Raw genomic sequence first — 11,863 nt, 5'->3', positions numbered from 1 at the left:
AATGAAGCATGAACATCACCGTGATCGGACGAGGCAACGTCGGCGGCGGGCTGGCCGACCTGTGGGAACGTGCCGGGCACCAGGTGACGCGGCTGGGGCGTGGAGGCGGCAATGTCGGCACCGCGGACGCGGTACTGCTCGCCGTCCCGGGAACCGCCGTGGGGGTGGCGCTGTCATCCGTCGTCGGGCTCGAGGGCAAGACAGTGCTCGACGCCACGAACCTCTACGGCGGTGCCCGGCCTCCGGCCGGGTTCTCCTCCAACGCCGAGTACGTCCAGTCGGTGACGGGCGGGCCGACGGCGAAGGCGTTCAGCACCAACTTTGCCTCTCTCCTCGAGCAGGTCGCCGATGCCCGTGTACGGCCGAGCAACCTGTGGTCCGGTGACGACGAAGTCCAGGGCCTTGCCAGGCAGCTCAGTCTCGACGCCGGATACGAGGCGGTCCGCCTTGGCGACCTGAGCATGGCCGCCACGCAGGAAGGCCTGGCCGGCCCGATGTTCGCGATCGCGCAGTCCGGACTCGGCCAGTTCGTCTACCGGCTTGCATCACCCGAACAGCTCTGACTCTGACCATCGAACGTTCAACCCATCGCGCAGAAGGAACACAGTGACGCGCACCGCAAAGACCGGACTCGAGGCACTGCTCACCCCCGAGGAGAGCGTCCTGGTGCTCATCGACCACCAGCCCTACCAGTTCACCAATCTCAACAGCCATGAACCAACCATGATCGTCAACAACGTGGTCGGCCTCGCCAAGGTCGCCAAGGTGTTCGACGTCCCCACTGTGCTGACCACGGTGATCGAAGAACGTGGCGGTTACCTCATCAAGGCTCTCCAGGACGTGTTCCCGGACCAGAAACCGATCAACCGCACGTACATCAACACCTGGGAAGACCGTCGTGTCGTCGACGTCGTGGAGAAGACGGGGCGCAAGAAGCTGATCATCGCCGGGCTGTGGACGGAGATCTGCGTCGCCATGCCCGCCATCCAGGCGCTGGGTGAGGGCTACGACGTCTTCGTCGTCACCGACGCCTGCGGCGGGGTCAGTGCCGAGGCGCACGACATGGCGGTGCGCCGCATGGCGCAGGCCGGCGTGGTGCCCATCACCTGGATGGCAGTGTCCGGCGAGTGGCAGCGCGACTGGGCCCGTGAGTCGACGGCCAACGCGCTCGGGCCGGTGCTCGAGGAGCACGGTGGCGCCAGCGGGATCGCGTTCGCCTGGGAGCTGCAACTGCTGGCCACACCCACCACCGATGGAGCTGGTGTGTAGCGCCGACGGACGCTGAGCCGGAGGCGAGCCTGGGACACGTGGCGTGCCCCAGGCCGCCTTCGGTGCGGTCACATTCGGAATGGGGGGCGAGTGGGAGCATCCCCGCGTCATCCAGGTGCGATTCCAGAGCGTCACCGACGCCGGTCCGGAACGATTCAAGCGCTCGTACACGCAGGTCGTCGTCGCCCCCGGCCGAATACATTTCAGGCGATTTCCGCTACCCCTACCTCTCGTGAATCTCGCACCGTCGCGCACGGGCACAACGAAAGCTCTGAGGAAGTTGCCATGATGGACGTTTCGAAGATCGAGTTCGGTATCGACAGCTTCGGGGACCGGCCCCGTGACAATCGGGGTGAGGTCGTCTCGCACGCGCAGGCGATCCGCGCCGCGGTGACCGAGGCCGTGCTGGCCGATCAGGTCGGCATCGACGTGGTCGCGTTGGGGGAGCACCACCGGCCGGAGTTCGCGATCTCCAGCCCGGAGACGGTGCTGGCCGGCATCGCGACCGCCACGAAGCGCATTCGGCTCGCCTCAGGTGTCACGGTGCTGTCCTCGGACGACCCGGTGCGGGTCTTCCAACGGTTCGCGACCGTGGACGCGCTCTCCAGCGGCCGGGCGGAGGTGATCCTCGGACGTGGTTCGTTCACCGAGTCGTTCCCGCTGTTCGGGTACGACCTGAAGGACTACGAGGTGCTGTTCGAGGAGAAGATCGACCTGTTCCACCGGCTCCTGGACGAGACGCCGGTCACCTGGGAGGGCACCACCCGGGCCGCTCTGAATGACGCGGACGTGTACCCGAAGACCGATTCGGGACGGCTCAGCACCTGGGTGGGAGTCGGTGGGTCACCGCAGTCCGTGCTCCGTACCGCCCACTACGGGTTCCGGCTCATGCTCGCCATCATCGGCGGCGCCCCCGCCCGGTTCGCTCCCTACGTGGATCTTTACCGGCGGGCGAACCAGGAGCTCGGCACCACCGCACAGCCGGTCGGGATGCACTCGCCCGGCTTCGTCGCCGCCACCGACGAAGAAGCCAAAGAGCTGTTCTACCCCGGGTACCGGGAGATCCGCGACCGGATCGGGGCGCTGCGCGGCTGGCCACCGCTTCGCCGGGAGGAGTTCGACGCCGAGGTGGGGCGCGGGTCGCTGTATGTCGGTTCGGTCGAGACGGTCGCGAACAAGATCGCCCACGCGATCCGGGTGCTGGATGCGGGCCGGTTCGACATGATCTACTCCGCCGCGGGCACCGTTTCAGCCACCGCCCGGCTACGTTCGGTCGAACTGTACGGCACCCAGGTCATCCCCCGGGTCCGCGAGCTGCTGGCCGAACAGTCCGCCGTCACGGCGGCGACACGATGACCACCCCCGTGGCCACCGTCGGGATCCTGGGGGCCGGGAAGGTCGGCACCGTCCTGGCGCGCCTGGCGGTCGCCGCCGGCTACCGGGTTCTGATCTCCGGCTCCGGTGACCCCGCGAAGATCGCGCTGACCACCGAGGTGCTCACCCCTGGCGCGACCGCCGCGTGGCCAGCCGAGGCCGCGCAAGCCGCGGACGTGGTGATCCTCGCTCTCCCGCTCGGCAAACTCCGCAACCTCCCGGTCCCGGCGTTGCGGGGGAAGCTGGTCGTGGATGCGATGAACCACTGGTGGGAAATCGATGGTCCCCGCGACACGATCGTCCCGCCCGGTACGTCCTCGAGCGAAGTCGTGCAGCAGTTCCTGACGGGCGCGCGAGTCGTGAAAGCCTTCAACCACATGGGCTATCACGACCTCGAAGACGGGGCTCGCCCATCCGGCCACCTCGGGCGCAAGGCGATCGCGATCGCCGGTGACTCACCCGAGGATCTCACCGCCGTGTCAGAGCTGATCGACACACTTGGGTTCGACCCACTCGCCATCGGTGACCTCGCGGCGGGTGCCCGGCTCGAGCCCGGCGCCCCTGCCTTCGGAGCCAATGTCGACGCCGAGCAGCTTCGCGCGCTCACCAGTACCCCTGCTCCGGTCACTGAACCGTCTCTGGCCTATTCACAAAAAGGACAGCCAGATGACTCAGGGATCAGTTGACAACAGCGGTGCATCCGTGACGGTCAGGCTCGAGGTCGCCAGCCCGATCAGCTCCTACACGGTGAACCTCGCCAATGAATCACCCGTCGGCAGGGTCGACTTCGTCGACTTTCCCGAGGAAGACGATGACCGGATATTTTTCCACACCGAGGTAGACCAGGAGTTCAGTGGACGAGGTCTGGCTGGGCTGCTGGTGCGTGAGGCGCTCGCAGACAGCATTCGCAAGAACCTCACCGTCGTGCCTGTGTGCCCGCTGTTTGCTCGCCATCTGAGAATGCATGGCGATGAATTCGCCGCGAATGGCGGTGTCTTCCGCCAGCCGACACCTGCCGACATCGCACTGGTTACGCGCGCCAGCGTTGGGCTGGTCAGCACCGAAAGGGAAGATCATGGGATACATCACCGTTGGAAACGAGAACAGCACGCCGGTCGAGCTGTATTACGAGGACCAGGGGTCGGGTCAACCGGTCGTCCTCATCCACGGCTACCCGCTGAACGGGCACAGCTGGGAGCGTCAGACGCGCGAACTCCTCGCGTCCGGGTACCGGGTCATCACTTACGACCGTCGCGGATTCGGGCAGTCGTCGAAGGTCGGCTCCGGTTATGACTACGACACGTTCGCCGCGGACCTGAACACGGTCCTGGAGACCCTGGACCTGCGCGATGTGGTGCTGGTCGGCTTCTCGATGGGCACGGGGGAACTGGCCCGGTACGTGGCACGCTACGGGCATGAGCGAGTAGCGAAGCTCGCGTTCCTCGCCTCGCTCGAACCGTTCCTCGTCGCCCGCGATGACAACCCCGAGGGGGTCCCGCAGGAGGTGTTCGACGGCATCTCTGAGGCCGCGAAGGGCGATCGGTACGCCTGGTTCACGCGGTTCTTCTCGGACTTCTACAACCTGGACGAGAACCTCGGTTCCCGGATCAGTCAGGAGGCCGTCACCGGCAGCTGGAACGTCGCGATCGGCAGCGCCCCGGTCGCCGCGTACGCGGTCGTCCCGTCCTGGATCGAGGACTTCCGCGGTGACGTCGAGGCGGTGCGCGCCAGTGGAAAGCCGGCGCTGATCCTGCACGGCACCAAGGACAACATCCTCCCCATCGACGTCACCGGGCGTCGCTTCCACGCGGCGTTCCCCGAGGCCGAGTATGTCGAGATCGAAGGCGCTCCACACGGTCTGCTCTGGACCCACGCCGACGAGGTGAACACCGCACTGAACGCATTCCTCAACACGTAGGACCTCCACCGATGATCTTGGTGGTCGGACCACTCCGGATCTGGCGGTTGAAGATGATCTCCATGTTGTGCGGACGGCCAAGATCAAGCTCGTCGGCGATCAACGCTTCGAAGAACCCCCGGGCTTGGCGGGGTGCGTCGAAGACGATCGTGCGGGAGAGCTCGACTTGCCACATCGAGGTCTCCCACCAGCAGCCGGCGTCCCGGTCGGTATCGGTGAACGGCAGCGGCAGCCTGGAAAGCCGGCGTTGTACGAACACGTTGATCACGCCCGGACCGAGCCGGTCGCAGATCGCCTGCAACACAGTCGGATCGTCGGTGGTGGCGAACCCGCTGGACAGCTCGGTGAAGCCGATCTCGGCCTGGGTGGCCTGGCGTTTGGCCCACTCGTGCCCGTTGAGCCAGATCTTGGCCGGATAGGGAAATAGGTGCACACCTTGATGAAGGCGGGCTGGGCCCGATCACCGTGCGGGCCGGAGCAAGCCGATCGCGTCAGCCACTGGATCCCGAAAGCCGAGCACCGAGCACTCCTTCTGGACGATACGTAAAGAATTACGGACTCTGCATCATTGATCGTACTCCGCTGCTCCCGCCAGTATCGATGTCGCAGGTGAACCATGAGTACACGAGAACAGCCCGGACACCGGGCGAGAAAGGCAGTCATGTCCGACTTCAACATGCGCGAGTTCTACGACCGCTACTGCGAGGCGCTCAACGCGCATGAGTTCGACCGCATGGACGAGTTCGTCAACGAGTCCATCCTCTCGCACGGCGAGCCGGCCACTCGCGCGGACGTCGTCGCGGCGCTCAAGGGCATCACCGACGCAGTTCCCGACTTCCACTGGGAGATCAAGGAGGTGGCGATCAATGGTGAAACTCTGGCCTGCCACTCCGTCAACCACGGCACCCCCACCAAGGAATGGCTCGGGGTGGCTCCCACGGGCGCTCCGATCGAGATCGACGAGTTCGCCATCTACCGGATCCGCGACGGGAAGTTCGTGCAGATGTCGGCCGTTCACGACGCCGAGGCCCTGAAGAAGCAGCTCGCGGGCTGACCCAGTCGAGGCTCAGCCACGCAGAGCCCGCCGCATGCTCAAGCTCGCCCAGCGTGCGCCCGGCTACGCCATCGCCGCGAACGGCCGGTATCGAAGGCTACGTCTCGGTGGTCTTCGCCGCCGGCGCGACGGTCGTTTGCGAGGTGCCCGGTAGGCCGACGCCGACGTCGCGCTCGGGGACGCCGACTTCCAGGGCGAGGGTGATGATCGAGTGGCGCGGGCTGTGGGACTGTACGTTCTTCGGCTCGCCCAGAGAAACGGATCCGGACCAGTGCGGCGACGGTGAAACCGATCAGGCCGATGACTCCCGACCATGCGGTCAGGTCAAGAAGCCGGACCACAACCGGTCTGCGCCGGTGTTTACCCATGCAGCTCGGGCGATTCTCTCCGGCGCCGAGGGCAACGGCGATGTCACCCGGTACCCGGAGCACGCAATCAGCGTATGGAGGAGCCTCGGCTCTATCGCGATGGGGCACGTGTGTTCACGGGTGGCTGCAGGACTAGGACAACGACGACGAGCACGAGGACCACGGCGGTCAGCGTGACGGGAACCGCGATGAGCGGGTCGCACAGGACCAGAACTGCGGCCAGCGGGGCGACTGTGTTGACGAGCCGGTCGGCGTGGTCTCGGATTGCGATCCACCAGATGCCTGCCAGGAAGATCGCGACCGGGACGGTCACGGCGAAGGAGGCGGCCGGGTTGCTGAGCTCGCTGTGCCCGGTCAGGACGTCGATCTCGACCTCGATGCCCGCAGAGAACGCACCGGCGGCGGCGAACACGAAGTAGTGGACGTAGCCGTAGCGCAGCGACCCGCCGAAGCTGGCGATGGACCGGTGGTGGGGCGGCCAGAAGTAGATCCACCACAGGGCGGCGGTCGCGACGAAGGTGAGCGCGGCGATCGAGATCAGCGGTCCGAGGGTTTCGGCGTCGTGGACGGCCTCGATGATCGCGTTGGAGGAGGCGAGCAGGCTCTCGCCGAGCAGGATGAGCGTGAACAGGCCGTAGCGCTCGGTGATGTGGTGGGGGTGCCACGGGGTGGTGCCGCGCCTCTGGGCGATGACCGGGATCGCGACTTCGACGCCGATGAGCAGGACCAGCGAGATCAGGCCTGGTACTTCGGGCAGTGTCAACTGCACGAGCCAGAGGACCTGGACCGCCGCGATTCCCCCGGCGTAGACCTGAGCGGTGCGGCGGATGGACGCGTCAGTGCGTGCAGCGCGCAGCCACTGGGCGACCATGGCCAGGCGCATGACCACAAAGCCGAGGATCGGCAGAGTGTAGTCCGCGTCGGTGAAGGCCGGCTCGATCCCGGTGGCCAGCACGAGCACGCCGGCCATCTGGACGATGGTCAGCGCGCGGTAGAGCCAGTCGTCGGTGTCGAAGGAGGTGGCGAACCAGGTGAAGTTCATCCAGGCCCACCAGATCCCGAAGAACACCAGACCGTAGGCGACCAGGCCGTCGAGCACGTGCCCCTGGGTCAGGGAGTGGTGAAGTTGGACGGAGGCGATGCTTACCGCGACGACGAAGACGAGGTCGAAGAACAGCTCGAGCATGCTGGCCGACCGGCCCTGCTCGTGCGGGTCGCGGGGTGCCATCGGGATGAGGCGGAACCTGCTCGCCGAGGACGGAGGCGTGGTCATCGTCGTGCTGTCCTTCCTGCCGCAAGCGTGAGGGGCATCATGGCGGGTGGCTCTGATGTGCGCTTGTGCTCGGTTCAGCGCAGAGTGCGCAGGTGCTCGAGGCTCACGGGGTCGGTGGCGTCGTCGAAGTCGTGGTGCCTGGAGAGCCACTTCTTTACGTAGGGGCAGACGGCCACGATGCGGTGCCCCGCCTGGACGCTGGTGCTCAGTGCGGTGCGAGTAAGGATGCCGGCGAGACCGCGGCCTTCGAATTCGTCGAAGACCACGGTGTGGTAGAAGATCCGCTGTGGTACCGGTGCCGCTCCGAGATCCTTGTACATGGAGAACCCGGCATGGGCGCCCTCGACGAGGATGTCGAAGCGGCCCTTCTCGGGGTTGTCGCGAACGGTGACGCCCTGCTGGTTCTGATCATTCATTGCTGTTGTCCTCTCGGTCGTTGGCGGGTTCTGATCTCGGCGCTGAAAAGGCGCGGGTCAAGGAGGCGCGCGGTGGAATCGGCCGGAACGGACCGAGGTCTGGCCGGTGCGGATCAGATGCCACTCGTTCCCGGAGTCGCCCCCTATCGCTGGTCGTCACGTGTCGGCGCATCGGGTTGACCGTCGTCGAGCGACGTGATGATGCGTGCGGGGTGGCGCGCACGCTCGGCCAGCTCGCTGACAGAGAGCACCTCGGTGTCCGCGCCGACGAGAGTCTGGCCGGTCTCAGCGGATGTTGCGTCGCACCGCCTCCGGGATCGGGGTGTCCCCGGTGTTGAGCTCGAGGATCTGGCGGCCGATCCGCGGCTCGTGCATCAGGGCGGCCAGGGTCTCGGCGACATCCGCGCGGGGGATCTGGCCGTGGAGTTCCGCTGGGCCGAGCGACACGACGCCGGTCCCTGGATCATCGGTGAGCAGAGACGGGCGCAAGATCAGCCAGTCCAGGCCGCTGCGGGCCACGGCGACGTCGGCCCGCTTCTTCACCGCGAAGTAGTACTCCTCCTCGTCGCTGAGGTTCCGCTCCCGCCACGATTCCGGGAGCACCGACACCAGCGCCAGGCGCCGCAGGCCGACGTGGTGCATTGCCTCGATCGTCTTGTCGACCCCGTCGCCGTCGACAGTCCGGGTCACCTCGGCAGCGCCGCCGTTCGATCCCGCCGCGAACACGACGACCTCGGCGTCCGTCACCGCGGACGCGAGATCCATCGAGCTCATGAGGGCGAGGTCACCGACGACCGCGTCGATCCCCTCAGCGGCGAGAACATCCTGCTGCTCCTCCCGGCGCACGAGTCCGCCCACCTCGTCACCGTGGGATCGAAGCGCCCTCGCGAGCAGCCCTCCAGTCTTTCCCGCGATCCCGATGACGAACACGTTCACTGCGATCTCACTTTCCTTCAGCCGACGTTGCTGCACGTTCCCGTTCGGGAGACTTGCCGAGGACTGCGGTTCGGCGATGATCATCCGCCGCCGCGATCGCTCAACCGATCGCAGGATTACCTTGGTGAGCCTCATGGGATTGGACCGTCGTAGCTCATCCAGAAGTCGATGGCATCGGGCCGGGGGCGGGGTGCCATGCCGCTGTCGGTGCCGAGCCCCATGACCTGCCCGGACGTGTGCCGAACGGTCGGCCAAGCGGGTAGCCCGGGCCCGTTCGGGTCCCCGTGCCGCACGAAGTTCAGCCAGTAGCCGCGCATCTGGTCGCGCAGCCGGTAGTCGGCCGGGCCGTAGTCGGCGTCGCCGTCGTTGCCGAGGTTGTCGTAGGCGTACATCACCTCGGCGCCGTGGTAGGCGCCGTACCTCTCCAGCCCCTTGTCCGGTGGGGTGTGCGCGAAGAAGTACAGGTACACCGGTGCGTGGCCGGTCTGCGTCTGCAGGTGCGCCCACCGGTGCATCGCCCGGGTCATGACCTGGTCGGTCTGGGACCGCAGCAGCGAGTCGAGGACCTGCTCCTCGGTCCCGCCTGGATACAGGTCGAGGAACCGTTCGGCGTCCTGGCCGTATTTCTCCCGGGCCGACGCCTGGTAGACGTCCACGTCGGTGGCGGGCGGGGCGGCCAGTGTCAGGAAGCTCTCGTCCGCGTTGCTGCCGACGAGCAGGGGCACGTCGAGCTGGTCCCCGTCGGCATAGATCTGCGCGGGCGAGCGGTCCAGGACGTGTCCGTCGATCGAGGGCCGCCAGTGTGGGCCGACGGCGGCCGCCGCCCGGGTGATCTTGTTGACGGGCATGCGCCGCATCTGGTCGATCGTCGCACCGCCCAGCTCACGCGCCAGGCGCCGGCCGGCGTCCTCGGCCACGGCTCGGGTGTCGGCCTGGTCACCGTTCTCGGTGTCTCCGGTGGTGCCCATGCAGGCGCCGCTGGCGCCGATGATGCCGTCGACCAGTCCCTCGGCCAGGGGCGTGGCGCCCAGGAGGCAGACGCTCTCTCCGCCGGCGGACTGGCCGGCGACCGTGACCCGGTCGGGATCGCCGCCGAACCCGGCGACGTTCTGACCGATCCAGTCCAGCGCGGCGAGCTGGTCCAGGATTCCGTAGTTGCCCGACGCGGCGTACCCGGCCTCGGCGGCAAGCTCGGGGTGTGAGAGAAAGCCGAGCACACCGAGCCGGTAGTTGATCGTGACGGTGATGACCTCGCCGCTGGAGGCCAGTGCCTCGCCGTCGTACAGGGGCAGGGCGCCCGAGCCGGTGACGAACCCGCCGCCGGGGACAAAGACGAGGACCGGGAGCTGCTGTGAGGTGGGCGCGACGGGCCGCCAGATGTTGAGGTAAAGGCTGTCCTCGGAGACCGGGTACGGGTTCAGCAGCGTGTCCTCCAGCGGCACGTCGACGACCTGCGAGAGGGCCCGCGTGAAGAAGGTCGAGGTGCCCTGAACAGGTGCGGCGGAGAACCGGTCGGCGGCCAGCACCTCGGTCCGCGGCCGTGGCGGACGCGGCGGCTGCCACCGCAGGTCCCCCACGGGTGGCTGGGCGTACGGGATACCCGCGAAGATCTCGACCGTGCCTGCGTCGTTGCGGACGCCGGTCACCGGTCCTTCCCGCGTCGCGACGAGTTTCGAGGGCCGCGGATCGTCCCCGCCGGCAACGCGTACCTGTGGCGCCGGATAGGCCAGCACCGCGGCGCCACACACCACGACCGCCGCCACCAGCCACGCACCCACCCGGAGGAGGACACCGCGTCTCGGCCACCACTTCGCGGTCACCACGAGCGCTGCGAACAGCAAGGCGACCAGGCTCCAGCCCCACCACGGGCTACGGTTGAGCCACAGGAGGAGTGAGGCGAGGACCGCCAGGAGAGCCGGCGACACCCAGGACCATGCCGAAGGCCGCGGCGCGTTTCCGCAGGGCGCCACCTTTCGGGCCTCCCGTGCGGCGGTCGTGTCCGCGCCCTCCTCCTTGTCGGGTTGGCGACCGGCTTGGCAGGGGTTCATGCGACCTCGATCGCGGTGACGACGCCGGTCGCGGCCATGGTGAGCAGGGCTGCCCACAGCGCGACGATCAAGGGCTGGACGAACTCTGGCACCTGTGCGACGAGGTCCTGGAGCCACTCGTAGGGGTTGGAACCTGACATGGGTGTCTCTTTCGTTCGGGGGGCGATGGTCGGCGCCCGGATGGTCGTGTCCGCTCGGTGCCGACCAAGCAGGTGCCGGCTACGTGGAGGGCCAGCTCTTCAGGGCGCGGCGGGAGGTTGCGCGGTCAGCGACGCGCCCTCGCAGAACCTCGAGCTTCTCGCCCAGGCTGCCGATCGCGAGCGAGAGGTGTCCCTGTCCCGGTTCAAGGTGTGGCACGGCCGTAGGCAGGTGCTCGGCCAGCCACTGGCCGTGCGCTACCGGGACCATCCGGTCCACGGTGCCGTGCCACAGCTCGATCGGCGCCGTGACGGCGTCGAGGTCGAAACCCCACGGGCTGGTGAGCGCGGCCAGATCCGCGATCCAACCCTCGTCTCCTCGGGACAGGCCGTGGTCCATGTTGGCCGCGTTGTCCGCGCCGAACTCGGCGGTCAGTACAGCCAGGTCCACCGGGGGCAGCAAGGAGGCCATCTCGGTCGCGACATCTGCCGACGCGTGGCCCCGAACCGCCGAGGCCATCTGTCCCACGAGTTCGCGCATCGCCGGTTCGCCGTGTCCGGCCATCCCGAACTGTGCGACGTTCTGTGCCCCCATGCCCTTGATGTAGTCGAGGCCCTCGGCGTCGAACGGCGCGAACGAGGCGATGAGCAGCACGCCCTCGATGGCCTCAGGGGCGACCCCCGCGCTGGCCAGCGCATGCGGCCCGCCGGCGGACCACCCGACAACGAGGTAGCGGGTGACGCCAAGGTGGGTGAGCAGGAAGGCGCAATCAGCGGCGGTGTCGGCGACGGTCCGGCCGGCGGCGGGGCTCGATGCGCCGTATCCCGCCCTCGAGTACGTGATGATCCGGAACCCGCGCTCTGTCATCGAACCCAGGACCGTGTCCATCGGGACAGCCGAGCCTGGCATGCCGTGGTGGAACAGGACGACCGGGCCTGTGTTCGGTCCTTGCACTTCGTACTCGAGATCGCGCCCATCGGGCAGCCGCAAAAGTGGCACTGGAATCTCCGTCACCTTCTGAGATCGAACAGAACGTGGTCAAGGTCGCACCGCTCGGCGCACCACCAGG

General features: G+C 67.4%; 13 protein-coding genes and 1 pseudogene. 7 read left to right on the top strand and 7 right to left on the bottom strand.

All coding sequences use genetic code 11. From position 1 onward, the window contains the following. The first annotated feature begins 8 nt into the window (after positions 1–8). From ABZX61_RS10775 to ABZX61_RS10750, 6 genes and pseudogenes are all read left to right on the top strand, one after another. On the top strand, positions 9–563 hold the full coding sequence (locus tag ABZX61_RS10775; protein ID WP_355193424.1) for a hypothetical protein: 555 nt from the start codon (positions 9–11) through the stop codon (positions 561–563). Positions 564–606: 43 nt separating this feature from the next. Further along, a complete protein-coding gene (locus ABZX61_RS10770; RefSeq protein ID WP_355193422.1) occupies positions 607–1,269 on the top strand; it encodes a hydrolase in 663 nt (220 codons plus the stop codon). Between the two features lie 285 nt (positions 1,270–1,554). Beyond that, positions 1,555–2,625 carry an LLM class flavin-dependent oxidoreductase gene (locus tag ABZX61_RS10765; RefSeq protein WP_355193420.1) on the top strand — a complete coding sequence of 357 codons (1,071 nt, stop codon included), beginning with the start codon at positions 1,555–1,557 and terminating at the stop codon, positions 2,623–2,625. Continuing rightward, entirely contained in the window at positions 2,622–3,329 is a 708-nt protein-coding gene (locus ABZX61_RS10760; RefSeq protein ID WP_355193419.1) for an NAD(P)-binding domain-containing protein, read from the top strand. The genes ABZX61_RS10765 and ABZX61_RS10760 overlap by 4 nt, the downstream gene beginning before the upstream one ends. Next, positions 3,220–3,552 (top strand): annotated as a pseudogene (locus tag ABZX61_RS10755) (N-acetyltransferase); the annotation flags it as partial. The gene ABZX61_RS10760 and the pseudogene ABZX61_RS10755, both read left to right, overlap by 110 nt. Before the next feature lie 166 nt (positions 3,553–3,718). Continuing rightward, positions 3,719–4,561: an alpha/beta hydrolase gene (locus ABZX61_RS10750; protein WP_355193417.1), complete on the top strand. Its 843-nt coding sequence runs from the start codon at positions 3,719–3,721 to the stop codon at positions 4,559–4,561. Here the strand turns inward: ABZX61_RS10750 and ABZX61_RS10745 are convergent. After that, positions 4,551–4,994: a hypothetical protein gene (locus ABZX61_RS10745; RefSeq protein WP_355193415.1), complete on the bottom strand. Its 444-nt coding sequence runs from the start codon at positions 4,992–4,994 to the stop codon at positions 4,551–4,553. The two genes, ABZX61_RS10750 and ABZX61_RS10745, sit on opposite strands and share 11 nt — an antisense overlap. A gap of 228 nt (positions 4,995–5,222) precedes the next feature. Here ABZX61_RS10745 and ABZX61_RS10740 point away from each other — a divergent pair, with 228 nt between their 5' ends. Further along, positions 5,223–5,615: an ester cyclase gene (locus tag ABZX61_RS10740; RefSeq protein WP_192785439.1), complete on the top strand. Its 393-nt coding sequence runs from the start codon at positions 5,223–5,225 to the stop codon at positions 5,613–5,615. Positions 5,616–6,074: 459 nt separating this feature from the next. Here ABZX61_RS10740 and ABZX61_RS10735 read toward each other — a convergent pair whose 3' ends face one another. From ABZX61_RS10735 to ABZX61_RS10710, 6 genes are all read right to left on the bottom strand, one after another. After that, positions 6,075–7,256 (bottom strand): low temperature requirement protein A, encoded by a 1,182-nt coding sequence (locus tag ABZX61_RS10735; protein ID WP_355193413.1) that lies wholly within the window; start codon positions 7,254–7,256, stop codon positions 6,075–6,077. A gap of 74 nt (positions 7,257–7,330) precedes the next feature. Next, positions 7,331–7,672, bottom strand: coding sequence for a GNAT family N-acetyltransferase (locus ABZX61_RS10730; RefSeq protein ID WP_355193411.1), 342 nt, complete (start codon positions 7,670–7,672; stop codon positions 7,331–7,333). Positions 7,673–7,957: 285 nt separating this feature from the next. Further along, the gene (locus ABZX61_RS10725) at positions 7,958–8,743 is read right to left on the bottom strand and encodes an NAD(P)-binding oxidoreductase (RefSeq protein WP_355193409.1); all 786 of its coding nucleotides are present in this window, start codon (positions 8,741–8,743) and stop codon (positions 7,958–7,960) included. Continuing rightward, entirely contained in the window at positions 8,740–10,449 is a 1,710-nt protein-coding gene (locus ABZX61_RS10720; RefSeq protein WP_355193407.1) for a carboxylesterase family protein, read from the bottom strand. The genes ABZX61_RS10725 and ABZX61_RS10720 overlap by 4 nt, the downstream gene beginning before the upstream one ends. A 203-nt stretch (positions 10,450–10,652) precedes the next feature. Beyond that, a complete protein-coding gene (locus ABZX61_RS10715) occupies positions 10,653–10,796 on the bottom strand; it encodes a hypothetical protein (RefSeq protein ID WP_192785442.1) in 144 nt (47 codons plus the stop codon). A 79-nt stretch (positions 10,797–10,875) separates the two neighbouring features. Then, a complete protein-coding gene (locus ABZX61_RS10710) occupies positions 10,876–11,808 on the bottom strand; it encodes an alpha/beta fold hydrolase (RefSeq protein WP_355193405.1) in 933 nt (310 codons plus the stop codon). Positions 11,809–11,863 lie beyond the last annotated feature (55 nt).

The sequence above is a fragment of the Nonomuraea sp. NPDC003709 genome (genome assembly GCF_040610775.1).
GTDB lineage: Bacteria > Actinomycetota > Actinomycetes > Streptosporangiales > Streptosporangiaceae > Nonomuraea > Nonomuraea angiospora_A.
This window is presented reverse-complemented; position numbering and strand designations above follow the sequence as displayed.

Coding starts and splice junctions, on each gene's coding strand:
- ABZX61_RS10775 (WP_355193424.1), top strand. CDS start 9: ATGAACATCACCGTGATCGGACGAGGCAACGTCGGCGGCGGGCTGGCC.
- ABZX61_RS10765 (WP_355193420.1), top strand. CDS start 1,555: ATGATGGACGTTTCGAAGATCGAGTTCGGTATCGACAGCTTCGGGGAC.
- ABZX61_RS10760 (WP_355193419.1), top strand. CDS start 2,622: ATGACCACCCCCGTGGCCACCGTCGGGATCCTGGGGGCCGGGAAGGTC.
- ABZX61_RS10750 (WP_355193417.1), top strand. CDS start 3,719: ATGGGATACATCACCGTTGGAAACGAGAACAGCACGCCGGTCGAGCTG.
- ABZX61_RS10740 (WP_192785439.1), top strand. CDS start 5,223: ATGTCCGACTTCAACATGCGCGAGTTCTACGACCGCTACTGCGAGGCG.
- ABZX61_RS10735 (WP_355193413.1), bottom strand. CDS start 7,256: ATGACCACGCCTCCGTCCTCGGCGAGCAGGTTCCGCCTCATCCCGATG.
- ABZX61_RS10730 (WP_355193411.1), bottom strand. CDS start 7,672: ATGAATGATCAGAACCAGCAGGGCGTCACCGTTCGCGACAACCCCGAG.
- ABZX61_RS10725 (WP_355193409.1), bottom strand. CDS start 8,743: ATGAGGCTCACCAAGGTAATCCTGCGATCGGTTGAGCGATCGCGGCGG.
- ABZX61_RS10715 (WP_192785442.1), bottom strand. CDS start 10,796: ATGTCAGGTTCCAACCCCTACGAGTGGCTCCAGGACCTCGTCGCACAG.